The sequence below is a fragment of the Inquilinus limosus genome, assembly GCF_051487185.1.
Taxonomy (GTDB): Bacteria; Pseudomonadota; Alphaproteobacteria; order DSM-16000; family Inquilinaceae; genus Inquilinus; species Inquilinus limosus_F.
On sequence record NZ_JAHVDK010000017.1, the window covers coordinates 11,579 to 34,957 of the forward strand.

The following is a 23,379-nucleotide window of genomic DNA, read 5'->3' on the forward strand; positions in this document are numbered from 1 at the left end:
CGAATTCCGTACCGATCGACTTGCGCCTACGACAAGTGAAGGGAATGGCCCCGGACGGATCGGCTGCCATACCGCCTTTGCCTCCCTTGTTGGGCCAAGAAGGCCTCCGCCACAATGGTTCCGGTCAATCTCCGGCTTCAGTTCGATACATCGTTGAACCAGCGGGAACTAGGCGGCGCCGTTGCGTTTCTCGGCACGAATCCTCGCTGCTTCTCCATCAGCAACAGCACTCTTGACCCGTGACTTGACGTTAGCCCCCGCAATCCGTGAGCGACGGCGAGATGAAGATTATTTTGGCGAACCGCTATTTGTATCCGGACGAGTCGGCGACGAGCCGCATGACGTCCAGCCTGGCTTTCGCGCTCGCCCGGAAGGGGCTTGCCGTCCGAGGCTTGACCAGTCGGCACTTCCACAATGATCGGAGCAGGCGTCTGTCGGCCCGCGAGACGATCAACGGCATCGCCATCGACCGTCTGGCGACATCCGGCTTCGGCCGTGACCGGCTCTGGGGCCGCGCACTCGACTACATCAGCTTCCACCTCAGCGCAGCGCTCTGGGTGCTGCGGCATGCGAAGCCGGGGGATGTCTGCGTCGTGTGCACCGACCCTCCGCTCCTCTCCGTCACCCTGGCCCTGCCCCTCAGGCTGAAAAGGGCCCGGATGATCAACTGGCTCCACGACCTGTTTCCCGAAGTCGCGCTGGAGCTGTCCGTCGTCAGGCGAGGCTGGGCCGGCCGGCTGGCGCTCGCCCTGCGCGACTGGTCGCTGCGCCAGGCGCAGTGCAACGTCGCACCGATCGACCGGATGGCCCGTTTCCTCGAGCGCCGCCGGGTCCCGGCCGAGCGTCTCGCCGTCGTTCATCACTGGTCGGACGGCGCGGCGATCCAGCCGATCCCCCGGGAAGCAAATCCGCTTCGCCAGGATTGGCAGCTGGGGGACGCCTTCATCGTCGGGTATTCGGGCAATTTCGGGCGCGCCCACGAATTCGACACCATTCTCGGCGCCGCGGCGCGGCTGAAGCACCGGGACGACATCCGCTTCCTGTTCATCGGCGGCGGGCACAGACGGGCGGCCATCGAAGCAGAGATACGAGCGAAGCGGCTGGACAACATCATCCTCAAGCCGCTGCAGCCGCGGGAGCTCCTGGCCGAAAGCCTCGGCCTGGCCGACATCCATCTGGTGTCGCTCCTGCCCCCGCTCGAACCTTTCGTCATCCCCAGCAAGTTCTACGGCATCCTCGCCGCCGGCCGGCCGACTCTCTTCGTCGGCGATCCGGATGGCGAGATCGGCGGCATCCTGCGCCGGCATCGTTGCGGGCATGCAGTCGCCATCGGCGACAGCGAGACCCTGGCCCGCCATATCCTCGAGCTGCGGGAAGCGCCCGAACAGCTGAACGAGCTGGCGGCGAACGCCCGGCGCTTTTTCGAGACCGACTACACCGAAGGCCGAGGGTGCCGCGAATGGACCGAGCTTCTGTCGCGATTTCTGCCATCGGCGGCCAGCGACGTCCCGTCCCGACGGGCCGACACGGCGATTCCTGCCGACGAGAGGGGTCGGCCATGAACGGACGCGTGGTCGTCAGCCAGCTCGGCGCCCGCATGGATTATGCCGTGCCGCGTATCCTGAACGCGCACGGCATGCTGGAACATTTCTACACCGACATCTGCGCGACCAAGGGATGGCCCCGTCTGGTCGGATATGTCCCCCGTCGGCTTCAATCGGCAGGGCTCCGGCGGCTGCTCGGACGAAGGCCGTTCGGCATCCCGCCCCAGCGGATGACGTGCTTCCCCAGCATCGGCCTGTCCTTCGCACTTCGGCGCATGCGGGCGCACGCACGTCCCGATGACAGGATGAAAGCGGAACTCGATGCCGGCCAGCGCCTTTCCGAGCTCGTCGTCCGCCACGGCTTCGGCCAGGCCAGTGGCTTCTACGGCTTCGTCCGCGAATGTCTGGAGTCGCTCCAGGCGGCACGGGCCCGTGGCCTGTGGACGGCCGTCGAGCAGAACATCGCGGCTTGGGCGCTGGTCGATCGTCTGGAACGCGAGGAGCAGGAGCGCTTTCCGGCCTGGACGTCCTCCGAATTCACCAAGGATGTGTTCGCGGAGGCATATGCCTCTCGTGAGAGGGCGGAATGGGCTGAGGCCGACCTCATCGTCTGCCCTTCCGAATTCGTCCGCCGGAGCGTGGCGGAACATGGAGGCCCGATAGACCGCTGCGTCGTCGTCCCCTACGGCGTCGATACCCGGTTCCAGATCCCGATGCGCGATCGGCGGCACGGTCCGCTGCGGGTCCTGACCGTCGGCAGCCTGGGCCTGCGCAAGGGCACGCCCTACGTCCTCGAAGCGGCCAGACGGATGAGAGGACAGGCTGTCTTCCGCCTGGTCGGAAGAGGCGTGGCCCCGCCGGCGGCCTGCGCCGGCCTGGAAGGGGTGGTCGAGTTCACCGGCCCTATTCCACGGCTGGAGATCATTGCCCAATACGCTTGGGCCGATGTCTTCCTCCTGCCGTCGATGTGCGAAGGATCGGCCACGGTGACCTATGAAGCTCTGGCCGCCGGTCTCCCTGTTATCACGACGCCCAATACCGGCAGCGTCGTCCGGGACGGCGTGGACGGATTTGTCGTGCCCATCCGCGATGTCGACGCCATTGTCCAATCCCTCCATCTGCTCCACGACGACCGCGTCCGGCTTCTCGATATGTCGCAGAACGCCAGGCTCTGGGGCCAAGATTTCGACATCCAATCCTATGGACGGCGGCTTTGCGATGCGCTCGGGACGGCCCGGACCGCCCCGGCAGCCAGCACTCCCCGGAAGGTTCGCTATGCTTCATGAACCCATCGGGTCTCGGTCCGAGCCCTCCCGCGCCCGACAGGGGCGGGCTGCGTCCCAGATCAAGATCGCCATGCTGACGGCGTCTGCCTCGTTGTCCGATGGCGGGCCTCCCACTGCGCTCCGGGCCTTGTGCCAGGCGATGCATCAATCGCCGGCGATCTCGATCGAGGTGTTCGCACTCGATCGCGACGCTGCCTCCGACCGGGTGGGCTGGGGGGATGTGCCCGTCCATCTGCTGCCCGTCCAGGGGCCCCGCAGCTTCGGCTATTCCCGAAGCCTTCAGGCGGCACTGCGCGGCAGCGATGCCGATCTGCTGCATGTCCACGGCCTTTGGATGTACACCTCGATCGCGGCGAAGCAGTGGGCCGCGCATACCAGGAAGCCCTTGGTGATCAGCCCGCGCGGCATGCTCGACCCCTGGGCGCTCGCAAACCATGGCTGGAAGAAGCAGATCGCCATGCGAGCCTATGAGGGCGCTCATCTGCGGCGGGCCTCCTGCCTGCATGCGCTCTGCGATTCGGAGGCGCAGTCGATCCGGGCCCTGGGATTGAAGGTGCCGATCTGCCGTATCCCGAATGGGGCCGCCCTACCCGATGGCATGCCGCCGCGCCCGGGCTGGAGAACGCAGCTGCCCGCGGATGCGCGCATCCTGCTGTATCTCGGCCGGCTCACGCCGAAGAAGGGGCCAGCCCCCCTCATCCGGGCCTGGGCCAACAGCCGGGCGCCGGCTCCGGCAACGTCGCCCTGGCATCTCGTCTTCGTCGGATCCGGCCCCGAAGCCTATTGTGCGGAACTGAAGGCGCTGGCCACGGGTCTGGGAGTCGGCGAGACGGTGCATTTCGTCGGCCCGCTCTACGGCCCGGATAAGGCGGCAGCCTTCGCATCGTCGGACGCCTTCATCCTGCCGTCGTTCAGCGAAGGCATGCCGAACGCGGCGCTGGAGGCCTGGGCTCACGGCCTGCCGTCGCTCCTCACCCCGCAGTGCAACCTGCCGGAAGGCTTTGAATACGGAGCTGCGATCGCCATCGAGCCGAACGAACTCGCCATCGCGAACGGGCTCCGGCGGCTGATGGGCATGACCGACGACGAACGCCGGGCGATGGGGGGCCGGGGTTGCGCCCTGGTCGCGAAACGGTTCTCCTGGCCGGTCGTGGCGGCCGAGCTGGAGGGGGTCTATCGCTGGTTGCTGGGCCTTCAGACATGTCCGGAGACCGTCGACCTCGCTTGACGCCCCTCTCCGGGGAATGCCAGGCCCCACCAGGCGAAGCGGGCGGGGCCCCTGCCCTCAGGCTGCGTTGGTATCGACTACCGCCCCGGCTGGTCTTGGCGAAGATGCCTTCGGCTTGCGAGGAGACTTGGCGGGTGGCTGGCGAAGGCGTTCGTTGGCGCTCGGCGCGGCCGGTTCCAGACCGCTCTGATACTCCCGGAACCAGTCGATGAAGGCGCGCACGCCAGCGTCCACCTTGGTCTGCGGGACGTAGCCGATCAACGCCTTGAGCAGATCGGGCGAAGCGAAGGTCCTGGGCACGTCTCCCGGTTGCATCGGCAGCATGCGCCGGATCAGCGGCACCCCGAGATGCCGCTCGATCGTGTCGATGAAAGGCAGCAACCCCACCGGTGCGCCACCGCCGATATTGACAACCCGGAACGGCGCGATCGGTGAGAGGCTGTCCACACCCCTCTCGAAGATCACCGGCCGGCCCTTGATCGGCACCACCTCGGTGAGGCCGACGATGGCTTCGACGAGATCGTCCACATAGGTGAAGTCCCGCTCCATGCGGCCCTCGCCATAGACATCGATCGCCTCCCCCCTCAACGCCGCCGAAACGAACTTGAACAGCGCCATGTCCGGACGACCCCACGGGCCGTAGACCGTGAAGAAGCGGACGGCCGTCGTCGGAATGTCATAGAGGTGCGAATAGGCATGGGCCATTGTCTCCACGGCTTTCTTGGAAGCGGCGTAGAGGGTCATCGGCTCGTCCGTGCAGTCGCTTTCGGTGAACGGACTCTTGGCGTTCGCGCCGTAAACCGAGCTGGTCGAGGCTACGATCGCATGCCGAACCTTGAGCTCCCGGACGACCTCCAGCAGGTTGAAGGAACCGACAAGATTGGCATCAATATAGGCACGCGGGTTTTCCAGGCTGTATCGTACACCGGCCTGCGCAGCGAGATGCACGACAACATCCGGCATGGCCTCCTGCGCTGCTTGCCGGAGTTTACTGGCGTCCTCCAGCATGCCGACCACCGGCCTGAACCGCGGATTCTCGGACAGGATGGCGTGACGGCGCTCCTTCAGCGACACATCGTAATAGGGTGTCAGCCCGTCGTAGCCGACGACGAATGCGCCCCGCGCGAGAAGCAGGCGCGCCAGGTGAAAGCCGATAAATCCCGCCGTCCCCGTTACGAAATATCGCATCTGCACAACCTTTGCTCTGAACCAATTTGCCTGAAGCCGCGGCCCACCGGGGTCGATAACCGAGCGCAGCTGGGAACGGCCGCGAAGATCATCCCTGCGGCGGCGGAAACCGTGTCCGCTCCCGCAGCTTGCGGGCCGGATTGCCGGCATAGATCGTCCAGGCATCGAGATCCCGGAAGGTCACGCCGCGCGCGCCGAGAACCGCCCCCTCGCCGACCGTGACGCCTGGCCCGACGAAGGCCTCTGCGGCGATCCACGCTTGGGCCTCGATGACGATCGGTCTCGCCCGCAGCGGGAACCGTGCATCATCGACATCATGCGTACCGGTGCACAGATGGGCGCCCTGCGACACGACAGCGAAGTCGCCGATCGTGATGGGGACGACGTTGTAGCAGGTCACGCCGGGGGCGATCACGGCATGCCGTCCCACCGTGAGGTGCGGCGGCCACCAGATGGTTGTTTGGCCGTAGACCCGCGCCGTCGGATCAATCCGCGCCCCGAAGGCCAACAGGACCAGGCGCCGCCATTTGTGGAACGGCCGCGGCGTCCAGGCGCCGAGCAAGCTCCAGCAGACCGACCAGGCGAAGCGGCGCAGACGGTCGCTCAGGGCGAAGGTCGGCCCGCCGAGGCGTGGCTCGAGGCGCGGTGCATCAAGGCTCTTCACGACCCCCTCCCCATCGCTGCGACGGCCGGGGGCGGCGTCATCGTCGCGGCGGCCGAAGGCTGTGCAGGTTGCTTGCGAATTCGGGCGAAGAGCAGAGCGGGTATGAGGAACAGCACCATTTGGACCCATGCCGAGAGGACCCACTGCGTGTAGTGCGAAATCGTGTGCATCGCCGGAACGGCCAGCAGCATGTAGAAGAGTTGCGGCGCCGTATGGCCGGCCATCGCCGCGCCGTAGAGCCGGCTCAGGAAATAGGCGATGATGAAGAACTTAAAGGCACCGAAATACCAGAATGAGGCATAGGCATCGGTCATACCCGTCTCAGTCGTACCGGTCGGCTTGTTATACGCTCGATCAAATTGATCTTCGATACCGATCATGAAGGAATCCTTCAGATCCTTTCCAACGATTTGAGCCGGAATGTAATTCCATACAAGAGTATCCCAATGAAAGGCGCCATAATCGAATGATTGGTTCCGATCGACCATATGAATTCTGTACATCGCGTTGCGCATCTCCTCGCCACCCTTGGCAAGGATCCGTTCAAAGTTCTCCCAGACCGAAATCTCTGCGATCTTCGACAATGCCGGACCGTCATTCTTAACATTCAGCTGGCGATAGTCCGCGGTACTGGTCAGCGCCAGGGTGCCGCCCAGGACTCCTGCCAGCGCCAGAAAATGCGGCACGGCCCGGCGCCATTTGAACCAAATCGCAATCGCGAAAAGTATGAATAGCTCAGTCGTCTCGCCGCGTTTTCCGGTCCTCATGATGTGCTCTAGATAAAACATTCCATCAACTGCAATGATCATGAAGGCAGGAACCGACATCCTGTTGAAAAAACACAGCAGGGCGATGGCGAGGCCGTACTGAAGGAACTCGGAGAAGAAAGACAGCACCACGTAGTAGCCGGTGAACATCGTAGCGACTGCCATCTCGATCGGGATCTGGCTCAGCTTGTAGTAAAAATAGGATCCAATTATCGAGAGGATGGCGGAGACGAGAAGCAGCCGCCCCTCACTGAACTGCCATTGAAACGCTTGCATCACCGGAAGGCGGTTCGGCATCCAGCCCAGCCGGCACATGGCAAGGCACAGAACCGTGAAGCCGACGGTCTTGGCATAGAGCCCGGCTGGCATGAATTGATCGACCGCCAGGCCGGGCAGCTGCGGCAGGATAAAGGAGAAAGTGATTGCACCGGCCAGGAAGGGAAACTCATACAGCTTCCCGCGCCGTGTCGCCGCCGCGACCAGCAGCCATAGGCACAGGCCAGCCAGCAACCCAGTGAGGATCCAGCTCACAGCGGGCTCGCCGCAATCATCATCGAGCCGGCGTGGCTCGGATCACGGCTGAAGCCCGGCCCCCACCCTCCGGCCTCGATCAGAGGCTGGTGCAAGCCAGCACGGGTGATTGGAACTCCAATCGTCATACTATGGTCAACGTCCCTTGACAGTACGCCAATCGCGGATGGCCGAAGCCACAGCCGCAGTCCGCATATCGCGGTGCGCGTCGCTCCGTGGGGCGGCCCCGTTGCAGTCCGCGTCCGGCTGAAGCCCCGCGCCGATCCGGCGCGCGGCAGATCCTCAGATCCATACGGGACGCTAACACCCCTTACGCGGACCTCTGATCTGCCTATTGGAGTGAAGCGCTACGCCGAAGGGCGGGTTCAGGTCGGCGATGGCCTGGGGCAGTCCGTTCAGCGAGGTGCCCGCCCTCCGGAACGCACGACCGAGAGAGGGGATATACCGGCAAAAGGATGAAGCCCGACAGCAGCGCTACACCCGATTGCCAGATCACCATGCGTGGACATGCGCGATATGTAGATGCGAGGTCCCAGAGGGTTCGGCGCTGTTTGCAGCCATGATCATCAAGCGTCTCATCTGCGCCGCGCTGCTCCTGGCGTGTTCGGGGGCGGCCGCCCGTCAAGACACGTCCTCAGCCGCAAGCCCGGCCAGGTGGCTCTCCGAATCGCGGTTCGTCATCTCGTCGATGGAAACTGGCCCGGTCGGCTATCTCGAAGCATGGGGCGGGTCGGAATTCGGCTACGCCTATTCCTATTCGATCTCGGGCGCGCCTGCGGGCATGACCGTGGATGCCGACACCGGCATGCTGTCGGCCGAAACGCCGCTCGCCGCCGGCACCTACGCCTTCAAGACGTCAGTGCGGAACCGGGGGGATATCTCGAGGGTCGCAGACTTCCCGGTCACGCTCGAGGTGGTGGCCGGGGTCACCGCCCGCCGAACCAGGAACGACATTCTTCATCGGGACTATGTGGTCGACTCCGGTGAGTACGGCACGCCGGTCGGCGCCGACTACACCGAAGTCCTGATGAAGATTCGGCGCGCTATCATCCTCGATCAGAAAGCGGTGGGAGACGGCAATCTGAGGCCGACGATCATCTTTCATGGCGGCCGCCAGTACGATTATGTGAACAATCGCTGGACCTTCGGGATCCAGTACCTCGAGATCCGGAGCGACACTCCTGGCGTCCGTGCGAAGTTGCGCAACATCGCGCCGAACGGCCCTTACCATATCGCCTCCGCCATCTTACAGCTGGGCCGTCAATATTTTCAGTGCGTTCGTCCGGTCGGCGATTGGATCTGCGAGCAACCGAGATCGATCGGCTATAAGATCGATACCACAGCCGTCGGCGATCATGCTGTGATGCTGAAGAACGCGAGCGACGCCCGCAATCTCCCAATCGGCCGCTACGTGATGGTCGGTTCCTACGACCAGCAGATGTACGGCTTCCCCCCCAACATCCGCTATTTCGAATACGCGAAGGTGGTGTCCATCAGCGGCAGGAGGGTCGTCCTGGACCGGCCTCTTCGCCACAGGCACAAGGACAATTACTGGGAAACCCTCCAGGATCCGAATTCCCTCGGCGTCGCTCGCATTTACGCGATCGATCGTGACGACCAGCGCCTGACGCTGCGCGCACGCATCAAGGATATCGAGTTCCTGGCCGATCCCGACAAAGGTTCGCCAGGCAACAAGCTCTATGCCGCTGCCCTCGACATGAGTTTCGAGAACTGCGTCATCCCCCATTTCGTGCCGACGCAGGCTCGCTTCGCTCGGGTCAGCGGCGGATCGGTGCTGAGCGGCGAACTGGACAAGCTGGTCAGCATGGTCGTGTTCGACGGCACCACCACTGCGGATCTGTATGAAGGAACCGGCGTGGACTATCTGCTGTTCAAGAATTCCAATGTGACCAGCGGCTACGGGATCGCGCCGCGCCAGCTGCGCGCCATCGATTCAACCCTCCGCGGCGTCGCGCACGCGCCGCTCGCGTTCAAAGGCTCATGGACGACGCAACAGGTGGACGTCGCCGGCAGCGCATTTGTCGGCGCCGGGCCGGTCTTTGCCGAATGGCCGCCCGAAAGCCTGACCGTCGGTCAGGATGGGGTGAGCTGGGACGGCCGACGGCTGACGGTTCCCTCACTATCCTCCTCGTCCGATGGGAAGAAGATTTGGGGCCGTGCCACCTGGGAAGGCGCGATCATCTACGCTGACGCGGTACGGTCGCCGAATTGGGGCATCATCACCGATATCACTGGCGAGGCCGACTCCATGTATTTCGACATTGACTGGAAAGCTGGCCCCGGCCCGACGGCGGGAACCCAGCTCTACGTGCCGAGGCTGCATGATGTCATCATCAGGGCCTCGCGTATCACGCCAGGGCTGTCATGGAACGATACCGATGCCGGCCGTCAGATCACACCTGCTGGCAACCGGCCATTTCCGGAAGGTTATCCAATGGATCGATCTGGCTCCTAGTGATCCTGGCTGGGGCCGTATGGCGCGTTATGGAAATAATCCTTCCCATCCGGCGGCCTTCCGGGTGCCGCTACCCAAGAACCCGGCCGCTTCTCCGTCCATCCGTCGGCCGGAGGAGCCCGAACAGTGTTGCGACCCCGATTTCAGCAAGATGCCACAGTCTCTGCACGCCTTTTTTGATGAGTGGCTGTTGTGATCGCTGGCTGGATACCGCCGACAATCGGCACCTGGCACAGTGCACGGTGGAGATATTGAGATGATGATCAGAGAGCTCGCAAGTAGCAGGACGCCGTTGCCGATGAGCCGTCAGTGGTGTGAGAAGCAGTCCGCAGCAGAGATAACTGTTCCGCTGACCGCGACAGAGCAGCTGTACTACAGGACAGATGCGATGCCGCTTCGAGTAAGCGATGATCTGCGAACCTTGCATGCGGCTGACGACGAACTAGACGAGGCGGCCATCTATTCGTACCTGCAGTTCGGTGCGGTTGTTCCGCCTCTCAGCCCCTGGAAGGCAATTCGTCGATTTGTCCCTGGCACAACCACGACGGTTTCCGGCACCAACGCACAAACAATTCCCCAGCAACCGTCTCCGAGATCTTTGTCCAAAGCCGCGCCTTCGCCGAACATCGAGCAGCAGATCTCGACGGTCGTAGCTGCACTTGATCGCTGTCTGCTTGAGCACTGTGCTGGGCGCCCGGTCACCATTCTGTTCAGCGGCGGGGTTGATTCGGGGCTCCTCGCAGCCAGAGCATCTGTCCTTGGGCTGAAGAACGTCACCCTCGTCAACTACTGCTTCGGCCCGAACGACCCGGAGTCGATGCTTGCGGAGCAGATGGCCCGGCATCTCGGGCTGAAGTTCGTGCGGATCGTAGAGGATGCCAGCGGCTCCGATGTCGCCGATGTGCTGCAGCATGCCGGCCTATATTACCGAACTCTGTTCGGTGATCACTCGGCAGCTCCGACATGCGCGATGATCCGTGCGATCATTCCGCAGTGCGAATCCGGTGGAGTGGTTCTTGAAGGGACAGGAGCAGACTCAGGCTTTGGGGAATTCGGCAGGGCAATGCAATGGCAGCGTGTCTATTCGCTACCGGCATGGAGCCGGAAACTCGGCGCCATGGCATATCGGACAACGAGGGCCTGGGGCAGACAAAGCAAACTCGAGTACTATTTGAGGATTCTTCGCCGCGCCGATCAGTTACAACATCCGTTTGCGGCTATTGCTGAAAATGCGCTGCGCGGCATTGCCTATCACCCGTCGAAGGACATCATCAGCGCCATCGAAACGCACTTGCTTCAATGGCTGCCTCATATGTCGCCGCCTGATCCTCGCCTGCAGCTGGCGGCGTTCGATCTCTCGCTGGGCTGTGCCTCGATTACCGCGCAGAAATCGCGATCGTTATTCGACGGGACGTCACTGGATGTTGTGTACCCATACCTTCTACCAGACATGATCGATGTGGCGTTCGCGTCAGTCGATTGGGCCGGATCTGGGACGGAAGTGAAGCGGGTCTTGAAGGCAGCGCTGGCGCAACACGTGCCAGCCGCGATGGTCTATCGAGCCAAGAGCGGATTTGTGGCCTCGATGCCCGACAAGCTTGGGCACAAGGCATTTCTGACGGCGTTCGACAAATTGCTGGAACCACGGTCGCCGCTGGGTCGCTTTCTCGATCGAAAGTTCCTCCTTGGCATCAGGCCGAAGCTGGCAGCAAAGCAGAAGCTGCCGCCGCAAACTGAATATTTCATGTGGTGCGCCGTGTTCGGCAACGAGTGGATCGAGCAGGTTTCGAGGCGCAGCCTGGACTCCTGATTGTCCGGGGCACGGGCGCCGTTATCGTACCGCACCTCGGAGGGGCATCGCCCGGGAGCTCTGGCGAGGGAGCCGCTCGGCGGCAGGCCGGCGCATGCAGCCGATTGCAATGCTCCTACCCGTTGCGCCCGAGATCATCCGACCAGCCGTGCGGCCCTGCCTGCGGCGCCTGGTGTCGCATTCCGCCAACACCTTGCATCGGGACGAGGTGGCACCTCAATTCAGGGGCGGTGTCGGGCCATGCCGGAGATCGCGGCGATCGCTTCGCCGCGGCAACACACCGCCAGGGAAGCGATCCTGATGCCGGACCCGGTGCCTCAGGCCTGACGCTCGCGCAGCGTCCGGATGGCGTTCTTCAGCGAAGTCGGCAGATAGGTCCGGAGGCCGGGCCTCAGTCCCGACGGAAGGCGCCACCCTGCAAGGTCGAGCGACGACGCGATTGCAGGCTGCGAGTATCGCAGGCTCTCGATCAGGTCGCGATAGCGCTCCGCCATGAGGCCGATGCCGAAGTGGTCACGCGCCTTCCGGATCGCCCTGGCGGACATCTCCGCACGACCGGCCCCGTCTTCGGCGAGCCGGATGATCGCCCGGGCCGCCGACCGCGTGTCGCCGACGGGAAAGAGAAATCCATTCACACCGTGCTCGACCGACAGGTCGGTGACGCCCTGGATGTGCGAGGCGACCGGCACGCAGCCCGCGGCCATGGCCTCGACCAGAGTCAACCCCAAACCCTCGAACCGGGAAGGCATCAGGAGCACGTCATGCTCCGCCAGGAGCTTGCCGATCAGGCTCGGCGCCACCGCGCCTCGGAACTGGACACGGCTTCCGAGAGTTGTGCACCGTGCCTTCAGCCGAGCGAGGTCGGGTCCGTCGCCGGCCACCGTGAGGGTGATGACGGGCGGCAGGTCGCGGAAGATCCGCGGCAGCCAGAGCACGCCTTTGGCCTGGTCCTCGACCCTCCCGAGATAGAGCACCCGCAGGCCTTTCGACGTTCGCTCGGGCCGCGCCAATGCCAATCTGGCGGTATCGATCCCATTCGGGATGGCGACCGTCCAGCCGCGATCGAAGCCGTACCGGCGCACGAGATCAGCCTGAATCCGCGGCGAGACCCCGACCGTCGCATGGACATGGTCGCGGATCGCGCGGGCCGCAGCATAGGTTCCCGGCGTGATGTTGTGGACGATCATGATCCGGAGGATGCGCGGATCGAGATAGCGGACGGCGTTGGTCTGGACAGGATCGGCAAGCACGTTCACGAACACGCCGTCGAAGCCATCCTCGACGGCCGTCACCACGGCCCGCGTGCGCGCATGGTCATCGTCGTCGGGCCGGCCGACCGTGTTGCCGTAATCCCTTTCCGTGCGGAACATCGGGCTGTCCGCCGCAGCATGGGCATTCGGGCCGCAACCCAGCCAGCGCAGCTCGATCCCGGCGCCGGCGAGGCCGGTGCGCAGGTGGCGAAACACCGAATAGGTCCCGCCGATATGGGGATAGCCGAAATAGGCGAGCTTCATCCGGGCGCTCCTGCGGGGTCACATGCGCGTGGGGGCCGTCGGCCGAAGCGGCCGCGTCCGGCGGACCGAGATCCAGACGAAGCAGCAATGGATCGCGACCGGAAGCAGCAGCCCGACGGTGAGCAGCTGATCGGAGACAGCGAAGACGGTCCCGACATAGGCGATGGCACCGAACAGGATCGACAGGCCGACGATCAGGCCCGTCGCCGCGGAATGCGTGAGGCCCCGCTCCAGGAGCAGATGGTGCAGATGCCAGCGATCGGGGGAGAATGGGCTGCGGCCGGCATGCAGCCGGCGGACCATCAGGCTGAGCGTGTCGACCACCGGGATGATGCAGGCCCAGAGGAGGACGGGGAACGGGATGGTCGGCTGCGGCCCGGAGGACAGATCGACGATGAAATAGGCGATCGCGGCGCCCAGCATCGTGCTGCCGGCATCGCCCATGAACACCAGTGCGCGCGGCCGCCATCGATGCCGCATGTTGAACGCGAGGAAGCCCAGAACCACGGCCAGCAGCAGGACCAGCTGCGTGATCGCCACGCTGCGCCCGAGGAAGGAGGCCATCAGCGCCAGCCAGAATAGCGCCGAGGCGGCGGTCCCCCCGGCCAGACCGTCGAGCCCGTCGATCATGTTGAAGGCATTGGTCAGCCCGACCACGAACAGGACGGTGACGCAGAAGACGAGGGCCGACAGGATCGGATCCGCGGCCACGGCCTGGGCGTCCAGGAAGGCGCTGCCGAAATTGCCGATCGCGTGGTTGCCGAGGGCGAGCATGGCGATCGACGCCAGCGCCTGGGCTATCAGCCGCCAGAGCGGGCGCAGATTGATGCGGTCGTCGACCGCGCCGACGGCGACGAGGATCGCGAGCCCGCCGATGAACGACCAGGGGGCCCGCCACGACGGTTCGAGCACGCATGTTCCGATGACATAGGCGGCAAACATCGCGAGCCCGCCGCAGACCGGGACCAGCCCCTCATGCGCCTTGCGTGCGGTCGGGCGGTCGACGAGCCCCAATCTGGGGGCGATCCGCTGCATCCAGACGACCAGAACCACTGCAAGGAGAAAGCCGTTCAATAGATGGGCGGCAAAATTCGGCATCGCGCCCCCTTTCAGGAATCGTAATCTTCGTGGAGCGCCGGGACGGCGCATAAAGGCCGGATGAAACGGCGACCCGAAGTCCGCCTCGGAAACTCTAGGCAGTGGCCCCCGCTTTGTTCGATTCGGACAAACTGGTGGTCCGCTCTATCCGGAAGGAGAATTCCGACATGGGGACGCAGTCTTTGGGCGCAGGGGACGACAAAGCCCTTGGACCGGTGGGTCGGATTCGACCTGCGAATATCTCGCGCCCGTTGCGGGCCTTCCCCTTCTGCAGGAGCCCGGCCACTTCGCCCTTCGGAGGACAACTGGCGGGATGACGAGGCGGGCGCCTGCAGCACGGAGATTTTCGGGCACCATCGCACCGCCAAGGCCTGGGGACGTGATGGTGGGCAGCCGTCAGAACGCGACGAGGCCGTATCGGAGCGAATACCATGCGATCTTCAGGTATTCCTTCAGGACCATGAGGCCGCCGTTGTCGCGTATCATCTGCCGGTAGGATTCGTCGCGCTCGACCGGCCCCGACATCCATTCCAGCTGCGGCAAGACCTGCCGAAAGCAGGCGAGGGCCCGGCGGGTGTGGAACCAGCTCGTGACCAGGACGGCACGTCGTGCGCCCATCGCCGTCAGCATGGGAGCCGAGAACACGGCGTTCTCCCAGGTGTTTCGGGCGGCGCATTCAATCTGGATCACGTTCCGAGGCACGCCCGAGTCCACCATGTGGCTTCGGATGCTCTCGCAATCGTCGATGCCCGTCACGAGAACCCTCGGCGCGACCCCCTGCCGGTAGAGGGCGGCTGCACGCCAGGCCCGGCTCGGCCCATTGCCACCGAGGACGACGATGACATCGGCCGGCTCGAGGGAGGTTCGGACGAGAAGCAGCGGTTCGGCGGCCTTTAAGGCCGCGGCGACGGCCACGCCACTGGTGAGCGAGATCAGCATGATCACCACGCAGATCCGGCGGATCCTGGCGAATCGGGGCTTCATCACCTCAACGTCTCCGCGGACAGGCCTCGATCCTGGCGACGTCAACCGACCAGCCCTTTGGGCAGGACGAAGGCCTCGGCATAGCGCCCCGGCGCGCGGCACTCCATGCCCCGCAGGCGGGCCAGCCCCCGGAAGGTCTCGGCATCGAACCAGTCCTTGGACCGCTGCGTCCCGAAATGGGCAAGAAGAAGCTCGATCTTGCGCTCAAGGACATCGGGGTCGAGAGGCACGTAGAGGTTCGGCTGGCCGAGATCGCCATCCCATTTCGGGATCTCGTATTCGAGGATGAGATGGTCGCGGAAGGCATTCCAGGTGAGCCGGCAGGTCTCCTGGTGATCCTGGTGCGCGTCGGTCCGGCGATGGGTCAGGATGACGTCCGGGCGGCTGCGGGCCCTTAGCTCGGAGAACCAGGCCTTGATCTCGTCCCCCTGGTACGGAAAGAAGCTGTCCCTGAAATCGGCGAGCTCGACCACGGAGCTCGCGGCGCCGGCGAGGAAGGCGGCGGCCGAGGCCTCCGCCTCCGCCGCGCGCGGGCCGGCGGCGCTGAGCACGCACCAATGGACATGGAGCCGGATCCCGGCCGCGATCCATGACAGAAGCGTGCCCCCTGCCCCGATCTCGATGTCGTCGGAATGCGCACCGAGACAGAGCACGGACAGGTTTTCACCCGGCCGCGCGAGACCCAATGCCCTCATCAGGCCAGCACCAGGGTCTTGGCCTCGTTCTTGGAGGGGCTCTGCACGCGCCAGGGCATCTTGCCCTGCTCGACCAGATCCTCGAGGGCCTGCCGATCCTTCAGCGTGTCCATGGAGCGCCAGAACCCCTCATGCTTGTAGGCCATGAGCTGATTTGCCTCGATGAGCCTCCGGAACGGCTCCAGGACAAGCTCCTCGCCCTCGCGCATGAAATCGAAGATCTCGCGCCGGAACAGGAAGTAGCCGCCATTGATCCAGATGTCGGACGAATCGGAGCTACGGAAATCCTGCACCTCGCCGTCTTTGTCGATATTCGCCAGGTGATAGGTCAGGGGCGGACGGACAGCCATGAAGCAGGCGATCTTCCCGCTCTTCTTGAAGCGGTCGATCATGTCGTCGAGATCGCAATTGGTCAGGCCGTCGCTGTAATTGGCCAGGAAAATCTCCTCGTTCTGTACGTGATTCCGCACGGCCCACAACCGCTCGCCGATATTGCGCCAGATTCCGGTGTCGATGAGGGTGACCCGCCAGTCCTTGTCCGGCTCGCTCAACAGCTCCACATGGGTGCCGAAGCCCGAAACGACACAGTCGGCAAAATTCTGCGGCCGGTAGCTGAGAAAGAAGTCCTTGACGACATTGGCCTTATAGCCCAGACAAAGAATGAAGTCGGTGTGGCCATATTGCCGATAATACTGCATCACGTGCCACAGGATCGGCTGATGTCCGATCGGGATCATCGGCTTCGGGATGCTCTCCGAGTATTCCCGGATCCTTGTACCCAGGCCGCCACAAAAGAGAACCACTTTCATCGAGGCAATTCCTTCGGATCGATGACCGCCACCTCGGGAATGGGGACGACGAACTTTCCGCCCCACTCGGCGACATGGCGCATCTGCTGAACGATCTCATCCTTGAGATTCCAGGGCAGGATCAGGATGTAGTCGGGCCTGGCAGAGTCGATCGCGTCCACCGGATGGATGGGGATGCGCATGCCCGGCGTGAACTGGCCCTGCTTGTAGGGGTTCCGATCGACCGTGAAATCCAGGAAGTCGGGGCCGATGCCGCAATAGTTCAGCAGCGTGTTGCCCTTCCCCGGCGCCCCATATCCGCAGATGGTCTTGCCCGCATCCTTTGCCGCGATCAGGAAGGACAGGAGCCGGCGCTTCGTGCGGCGAACCTGCTCGGCAAAGGACGCGTAGGTCGCGATGTCGTGAAAGCCCAGACGCCGTTCGCGGGCGAGGAGATCGGGGACGCTCGTCGCGGTCGGCCGGGCCGAGCCGGCATGGGCCAGATAGACCCGCAGGGAGCCGCCATGGGTCGGAAGCTCTTCCACATCGACGAGCCGCAGGCCGTGCCTGGCCGCCAGCCGATCGATCGTCACCAGCGAGAAATACGAGAAGTGCTCATGATAGATCGTGTCGAACTGATTCTCCGCCATCAGCCGCTCGAGATGCGGGAACTCCAGCGTGATGACGCCTTCCGGCTTGAGCAGCCGGGCCAGCCCCGAGACGAAATCATTCAGCTCGGGGACCTGGGCCAGCACGTTGTTGCCGACGATGAGATCGGCCTGCTTGCCCGCCGCGACGAGTTTCCCGGCCAGCTCGAAGCTGAAGAAGTCGACCCAGGTCGGAACGCCCTTGTCGATCGCCACCTTGGCGACGTTGGCCGCCGGCTCCACGCCCAGCACGGGGACGCCGAGCGGCAGAAAATGCTGCAGCAGATAGCCGTCGTTGCTCGCGATCTCGACGACCAGGCTGTCCGGCCCGAGCCCGAGCCGCTGCTTGATCATCTCGCAATAGGTCTTGGCATGCGCGACCCAGGTCGTCGAATAGGATGAAAAATAGGCATACTCGCGAAAGATGTTCTCCGGGCTGACATATTCCCGGAGCTGGACGAGGAAGCACTCTCCGCAGACCAGCACATGGAGTGGAAAATGCGGCTCCATCTCGTCGAGCTGTTCGGGAGCGATGACAGTCTGACAAAGCGGCGACGAACCGAGATCGACAAACACATGCTCGAGCCCGCTGCCGCACAGGCGGCAGCGGGCGGCAGCGGGACGCCGTGCCTCATGCGGAGCGTCAACAATCTCGCGTGATGTATCGATCAGCTGAACATTCATCCCGATCTCCATAGACGCCGCTGCGCCTTTCCGGTGTCGAGCGACCGCCAGGACGACAGCCGCAAACTGAGGCCAGGCCCCGCTTCATCAAATCTTCAAATCTGTTTCATGGCTGATTCTCTACGAACGGCGGCCAGACGCCGTTGGCGCTCGATGGAAGTGTAGCCGCGAAGCAGATTTGAACGATCACACCATTAAGATTGAGTTAACATGTATCGGTGCAGGTAACTGGATTTAATTATTCGCGCCGACACCAGTCACTCAAGTAATGCAATCGGGTCGCGCGCTACCACGAAATGAGTAGGAAAGGGAAACGGCCCGCATCGCGCCGGAGACGCTCGCAGCCGGCCCGCGGAACGTGATCAGCCGGAATGGATCGGCGGCTCCGGCCGCGCTGCACTGGCGGGCTGGCGGCGGCGCAGGGCGGCGCGGAGCGCCGCTCCGGCCTGGGCCCTGTTGGCTGCGGTCAGGCCGAACAGCCACAGGCCGGCGAGGCACACACATCCTGCGACCGCGGTGCCGGCCAGCAGGCGGTCGAGGGCGCTGGGCAGCGCCGATCCGCTCACGACCGCCATCGTCGCGAAATAGGTCGCAAGGGAGATCGGCAGCAGCGGCAGAAGGCAGGTCCGAAGATAGGTCCCGATGGAGAGCTGCAACCGTTGCAGACCGTCGCGCAGGACGATCCAGCTGGTGGTCAGCATCTGGGCCAGCAGCGTGGCCAGGGGCGCGCCGAGCAACCCCATATACTGCACGAGCGCCCAGGACAGGACGAGATTCAGCCCCCCCGCCACGAGGAAGGGGACGGCATAGACCTCATTCTCGGTCGCCCGGGAAAAGGTGAGGATCGCGTTCTGCTGCACGCACAGCAAGAACATGGCGCCGAGGGCTGTCAGCACGGGGTAGCCCGCGAAATGGTCGGCTCCGATCCAGACGCTGATGAGATCCTTGCCCACGACCAGGAGCGTCGCCACACCGCAGGTCATCAGGATCAGGGTGATGATGAGGCTGCGCAGCACGATGTCGTGAATTTTCTCCAGCGAGCCGCTGTGCCAAAGCTGGCTGACATAGACGCTGGAGGTCTGCCCCAGGGCCAGGGCCAGGATCGCGAGATTGTGGAGGAGCGCGTAGACAGCATAGTAGGCCGGCACCTGGGTCGTATCGACATAGAGCGCGATGAAATACTGGTCCGTCTTGAAGAGCAGGGCGAAGCCGACGGCCGTGAGCCATGACCGGATCGAAGGCGCTATCATGCCGCGCATGAGGGTCCGGTCCCAGCGACCACGGGCCGAGAACAGTTGCGGCTGCCGGCGCCGGACATAGAGGCGGGTTGCCAGGCGCACCGCGACACCGCTGATCGCCGCAACGATCGAAAGCCAAAGAAGGCCGCCACCGGCAAGCGCCACCGCCATCTGCATCAGCAGGGTCGCGACCCCGATCACGGTGACGATGATCGTTCCCGCGGCAACATAGCCCAGGCCGGTCGTCAGGGCCGTCCAGAGGCCGGACCATGTCGTGGTGGCATAGCCGATGCACAGAAGGGTCCAGGCGACCCAGGCCGTGGTCGGCGACACCTCCCGCAGATCCAGCTGCCAAAGATACAGGCTGCCCAGCACGAAGGTGAGGACGAACACGCCGATGGACACGAAGCGGAACGCGATCCTTCCGGACGCCAGCAAATCCGCGAGATCGCGACGCACCTCCTCGTCCAGCGGCTGGTCGGGCCCGGCCCGGCTTTTGCCGGCTGCGAAGGCGATCCGTCGCGTGATGGTGGGCGTAAAGCCAGCCTCCGTGAGAATGCCGAGGAAGATCGTGCTCTGGCCGAGAATGAGCCAGAGCCCGAGCTCCTCCTGGTTCATGGCATGGAAGAGGATCGGGAGAATGAGGAGGTTGAGCCCGATCCGGATCACCTGGCTGAGCCATGAGGCCGAGACGGCAAGGGCGATCTTGCGGCCGATCACGAGCGTCCTCCGGGTGAGACCCGGGAAGTGCCAGCGGCCGCGCGGCACAGGTCGCCCCCTCCGCCCGCCACGCCGCGGCACGCCGGGTCGGACCTCCGGCGATCGATGACGAGCCCGTCCATGGCTACACGCACCGGATCTCGGGCTCGCAGCCCTGAGCCCGCAGCATCTTCTGGATCTCGTCGCGATAGACGGGGTTCATGATCACCACCAGGTCGGGCGGCATCGTCGACAGCTCATCGGGGGATATGATTTGGTGCCCCGTGACCGGCAGGTAACGGCCGTGGCGGAACGGGTTGATGTCGACCACCGACGCCACTTCGCCATCGAGGCCGAGCGTGGTCAGGAAGGCGACGGCCTTCGAACCCGATCCCCAGAGCACCGTCCGTCTGCCCGCTGAGGCCACGTCTTTCAGCTGCTGCCGCCAGGCCGCGGTGGCGGCCCCGACATTCTGCAGGAACGCCTCGACCCATTGCCGGGTCTCGGCCACCGCATCGGTGTCGACCGAAACCGGCCCCTGCGCGCCTGCCGGCCGGGCTTCGATCATCAGATATTGGTCGTCATAGTCGGTCCAGACGCGGTCAACGGCGAAGCCGGAGCGCTCGAAGAGGCTCGAGAGGCTGTGCGCCGTGAAATAAGAGCAGTGCTCGTAGTAGATGTCCCAGAAGGCCCCGTCCTGTAGCACCCGTCTGGCATTGGGGACCTGGAAGAAGACGTGCGTGCCCTCCTGCCCGTCGAGGGCACGACGGACCATGCCGATGAAGCGGCCGACATCCGGGATATGCTCGAGGGTCATCTTACAGCACAGGAAGTCGCACGATACCGGCCCGGTCGCCTCGTCGAAGAACTCGCGGATGAAGCGGGCACGCCCGGCCGCGGCGGCATCGAGGCGGCTGGGCACGAAGCTCGGGTCGTAGCCGATCCCGTCATTATCCCCGAGCCGGCACAGCAGGGCGAGGAACTCCCCCTTGCCGCAGCCGATCTCGACCACGCGCTTGCCGTGAAGATCGTGCCGGGAGATCAGGTCGCGGGCGAGGCGCTCGTGAAAGGCGTTGAAGGTCGGGGAGAAGCCCTGCGTCTCCTCATACGCATCCGAATAGACCGTGCGCGACTCCTCCCAGGCTGTGTTGAAGATGAAGCCGCAGCCCGGGCAGCAGGACAGCTGCAGGGGAGCGACCGGAAAGTCGCGTGCGGCCTCGCGGTCATCGATCAGCAGACAGCTGTTGGTCGGGATCGCGGGCAGGTCATAGAACGAGGCGCCCACCGCGCCCCCGCAGCTGGGGCAGGCGGAATCAACGGGCATGGCCAACTCCTTTGGAACGTCGCGCACGCATTGGATGATCCGACTGCGCACCGGCCTCCGTGGCGAGATCTCAGCAGAAGAGTAGGGTCTTGAGCGCCGACTGGACGGCCGGCGGGGATGCCATCCCGAAGCCGACCATGGCCAGCGCCCATCGTTTCCAGGGTGCATCGCCTCTACGCCAAAGGTCGTTGAGCAGGAGGCTTTCCGGCAGTGTGTCCATGCATTGCCAGAAGGACTGATGCCGATAAGCCATCAATTCGCCGTCGGCCGCCAGCTCCGCCAACGGCTCTCGCTCCCATTGGGTCGTATCTCCGGCGATGTATTCGAATATTTCTGGATTCAGGACGAAGTATCCACCATTGATCCACTCGTCCGGATTGACGATCTTCTCCTGGAACGCGGCGATGCGATTGCCGTCCAGCAACAGACGGCCGAACCTCGCCTGCGGATGGATCGCCGTCAGCGTCGCCAGCCGGCCATGCGAGGCGTGGAAGGCGAGCAGCCGGTCGAGGTCGACATTGGCAAGCCCGTCGCAATAGGTCAGCATGAACGGCTCGGAGCCGAGATACGGGGCGAGCCGCTTGATCCGGCCGCCCGACAGCGTCTCGAGACCGGTGTCGATCAGTTCGACGGTCCAGCCTGGCTCCGATCTCGGATAGACGACCGTCCGCGGGCCGTCGCTGATGACAGGGCCGGAGCCCGCAGCCTCGAAATATGTCTTGATCGACTCCGCCTGATATCCGAGCGCGACGACGAAATGCGAAAACCCGAAGGAGCCGTAGTATTTCATGATGTGCCAGAGGATCGGATCGTCTCCGATCCGGACCATGGCCTTCGACTTGGTCCCGGTCTCCTCCGCGAGCCGAGACCCCTTGCCACCGGCGAGAATGGCGACCTTCATTTCCGCACCTCGGGGCCGGATCCGGCTCCTGCCGTGCCGAAATCGGGAACCTTCCGGGCCCGCAGCCAGCTCTTGACCAGCCGCCCCATCCTCAGGATCCGCGGATCGGCCGCGGTGATCGGCTCGATGACCAGCCGCGAGAGCGTGTATCGCGTCAGGACGTGGCGGAGGAGCGTGAGATAGAGCCTGCTGCGCTCCCACGGGCTCGATACGTGCTTGTGGATCGCCCTCAAGGAGTTCAGCTGGATCTGCCAGGTGGGGCAGAGATCGATCAGGCGGGCGCGATCGCTGTTGTTCCACCACCGTAGAGACGCCGCCCGGTCGATCAGGACCGCCTGGCTGAAACGCTCGGGATGATGCCGGTTCAGGAACAGCAGCTCAGGCACTAGAGCGAAGCGCCCCAGCAGCCCCAGCTCGATGCTGAGGACGACATCGGAGCAGGTAAACGGGGCGAGCAGGCCCGTCTTGGCCAGGACATCCCGTCGGATCAGCCCGAATACTTCCCAGTAGCGGCGGGGGTATCTGACCAGCACCGCGAACCGGTCCGACACCCGGGGAGAGCTTGCTTGCTGGAGGCCATCGTCGCCGACCGACGTGACGACCCCCTTCGCGTCGATGATGCCGACGAGCGGTTGGGCCAGGATCGCGTCCGGCTCCCGGTCGAGCGCGGCCACGCAGCGCTCGAGGTATTCCGGTGCCAGCACGTCGTCATGCGCGAGCCAGCGGAAATACTCGCCCGTGGCAAGCTCGAAGGTCCGGCGGAAATTGGCGCTCGCGCCCAGATTCCGGGGATTGCGATGATATCGGATGCGGGGATCCGCCTCGGCGTAGCGTCGGCAGATTTCCTCGGTCCGGTCCGACGATGCATTGTCGCAGATGATGAGCTCGAAATCTGTATAGGTTTGAGCCAAGACCGAACTGATCGCTTCGGCGAGATAGTTCTCACCATTGTAAACAGGCAAGCCGATCGAGATTCGATGCCTCTGATTATCCATGACAGCCCCTCTCGAATTCGACCCTGGGGGCCGAAATTGGAATCGATGGCTCACCTCCACTGCCCAATTCAACGCAACTATCACTTTCAATAAACAAAAGGATAGAACGATCGATGCAAATCACAATATTAAACGTCTTCAGAAAACTGAAAATCACTCGCTAAGAACAGCACTAGACCACAACAGCAATACTAATGGAAGTCGGAGCCTTTCCCTCACTCGGAAATTGGGAGACCCCATACCTCCAAGGGCGCAGCCGGATCGGCCATGCGGTTGATCCGGGGTGTCGGTCGGCGCCGATATCCGTCACGTCGCCCC

The 23,379-nt window shown here is 64.0% G+C and carries 18 protein-coding genes; 5 read left to right on the forward strand and 13 right to left on the reverse strand.

Annotation, left to right across the window (positions count from 1 at the left end; genetic code table 11):
* The first annotated feature begins 266 nt into the window (after nt 1–266).
* From KXR53_RS19600 to KXR53_RS19610, 3 genes are all read left to right on the forward strand, one after another.
* The gene (locus tag KXR53_RS19600) at nt 267–1,562 is read left to right on the forward strand and encodes a glycosyltransferase family 4 protein (RefSeq protein ID WP_437376946.1); all 1,296 of its coding nucleotides are present in this window, start codon (nt 267–269) and stop codon (nt 1,560–1,562) included.
* A complete protein-coding gene (locus tag KXR53_RS19605; RefSeq protein WP_437376947.1) occupies nt 1,559–2,830 on the forward strand; it encodes a glycosyltransferase family 4 protein in 1,272 nt (423 codons plus the stop codon). The genes KXR53_RS19600 and KXR53_RS19605 overlap by 4 nt, the downstream gene beginning before the upstream one ends.
* 70 nt (nt 2,831–2,900) lie before the next feature.
* A complete protein-coding gene (locus KXR53_RS19610) occupies nt 2,901–4,058 on the forward strand; it encodes a glycosyltransferase (RefSeq protein ID WP_437376948.1) in 1,158 nt (385 codons plus the stop codon).
* 57 nt (nt 4,059–4,115) lie between these two features.
* Here the strand turns inward: KXR53_RS19610 and KXR53_RS19615 are convergent, their stop codons facing one another.
* From KXR53_RS19615 to KXR53_RS19625, 3 genes are all read right to left on the reverse strand, one after another.
* On the reverse strand, nt 4,116–5,246 hold the full coding sequence (locus KXR53_RS19615) for an SDR family NAD(P)-dependent oxidoreductase (protein WP_437376949.1): 1,131 nt from the start codon (nt 5,244–5,246) through the stop codon (nt 4,116–4,118).
* An 88-nt stretch (nt 5,247–5,334) separates the two neighbouring features.
* Complete coding sequence (locus tag KXR53_RS19620; RefSeq protein ID WP_437376950.1) at nt 5,335–5,910, reverse strand: hypothetical protein; 576 nt, start codon at nt 5,908–5,910, stop codon at nt 5,335–5,337.
* Complete coding sequence (locus tag KXR53_RS19625) at nt 5,907–7,208, reverse strand: O-antigen polymerase (protein ID WP_437376951.1); 1,302 nt, start codon at nt 7,206–7,208, stop codon at nt 5,907–5,909. The genes KXR53_RS19620 and KXR53_RS19625 overlap by 4 nt, the downstream gene beginning before the upstream one ends.
* 559 nt (nt 7,209–7,767) lie before the next feature.
* Here KXR53_RS19625 and KXR53_RS19630 point away from each other — a divergent pair.
* Nucleotides 7,768–9,684 (forward strand): hypothetical protein, encoded by a 1,917-nt coding sequence (locus KXR53_RS19630; RefSeq protein WP_437376952.1) that lies wholly within the window; start codon nt 7,768–7,770, stop codon nt 9,682–9,684.
* 256 nt (nt 9,685–9,940) lie between these two features.
* The gene (locus tag KXR53_RS19635; RefSeq protein WP_437376953.1) at nt 9,941–11,494 is read left to right on the forward strand and encodes an asparagine synthase-related protein; all 1,554 of its coding nucleotides are present in this window, start codon (nt 9,941–9,943) and stop codon (nt 11,492–11,494) included.
* Nucleotides 11,495–11,811: 317 nt separating this feature from the next.
* Here the strand turns inward: KXR53_RS19635 and KXR53_RS19640 are convergent, their stop codons facing one another.
* The 10 genes from KXR53_RS19640 to KXR53_RS19685 form a co-directional block, all read right to left on the reverse strand.
* Nucleotides 11,812–13,008, reverse strand: coding sequence for a glycosyltransferase family 4 protein (locus KXR53_RS19640; RefSeq protein WP_437376954.1), 1,197 nt, complete (start codon nt 13,006–13,008; stop codon nt 11,812–11,814).
* A gap of 18 nt (nt 13,009–13,026) precedes the next feature.
* Complete coding sequence (locus KXR53_RS19645; protein WP_437376955.1) at nt 13,027–14,157, reverse strand: MraY family glycosyltransferase; 1,131 nt, start codon at nt 14,155–14,157, stop codon at nt 13,027–13,029.
* A gap of 345 nt (nt 14,158–14,502) precedes the next feature.
* Nucleotides 14,503–15,090 (reverse strand): YdcF family protein, encoded by a 588-nt coding sequence (locus tag KXR53_RS19650; RefSeq protein ID WP_437376956.1) that lies wholly within the window; start codon nt 15,088–15,090, stop codon nt 14,503–14,505.
* 41 nt (nt 15,091–15,131) lie between these two features.
* On the reverse strand, nt 15,132–15,743 hold the full coding sequence (locus KXR53_RS19655) for a PIG-L deacetylase family protein (protein WP_437376957.1): 612 nt from the start codon (nt 15,741–15,743) through the stop codon (nt 15,132–15,134).
* A 41-nt stretch (nt 15,744–15,784) separates the two neighbouring features.
* Complete coding sequence (locus tag KXR53_RS19660; RefSeq protein WP_437376958.1) at nt 15,785–16,594, reverse strand: glucose-1-phosphate cytidylyltransferase; 810 nt, start codon at nt 16,592–16,594, stop codon at nt 15,785–15,787.
* Complete coding sequence (locus tag KXR53_RS19665; protein ID WP_437376959.1) at nt 16,591–17,904, reverse strand: methyltransferase domain-containing protein; 1,314 nt, start codon at nt 17,902–17,904, stop codon at nt 16,591–16,593. Before KXR53_RS19665 ends, KXR53_RS19660 begins: the two co-directional genes overlap by 4 nt.
* Nucleotides 17,905–18,266: 362 nt before the next feature.
* The gene (locus KXR53_RS19670; RefSeq protein WP_437376961.1) at nt 18,267–19,862 is read right to left on the reverse strand and encodes a lipopolysaccharide biosynthesis protein; all 1,596 of its coding nucleotides are present in this window, start codon (nt 19,860–19,862) and stop codon (nt 18,267–18,269) included.
* A gap of 124 nt (nt 19,863–19,986) precedes the next feature.
* Nucleotides 19,987–21,165, reverse strand: coding sequence for a class I SAM-dependent methyltransferase (locus KXR53_RS19675; RefSeq protein WP_437376962.1), 1,179 nt, complete (start codon nt 21,163–21,165; stop codon nt 19,987–19,989).
* A gap of 70 nt (nt 21,166–21,235) precedes the next feature.
* Nucleotides 21,236–22,066: a glucose-1-phosphate cytidylyltransferase gene (locus KXR53_RS19680; protein WP_437376963.1), complete on the reverse strand. Its 831-nt coding sequence runs from the start codon at nt 22,064–22,066 to the stop codon at nt 21,236–21,238.
* Nucleotides 22,063–23,061: a glycosyltransferase family 2 protein gene (locus KXR53_RS19685; RefSeq protein ID WP_437376964.1), complete on the reverse strand. Its 999-nt coding sequence runs from the start codon at nt 23,059–23,061 to the stop codon at nt 22,063–22,065. Before KXR53_RS19685 ends, KXR53_RS19680 begins: the two co-directional genes overlap by 4 nt.
* Between the last annotated feature and the right edge of the window lie 318 nt (nt 23,062–23,379).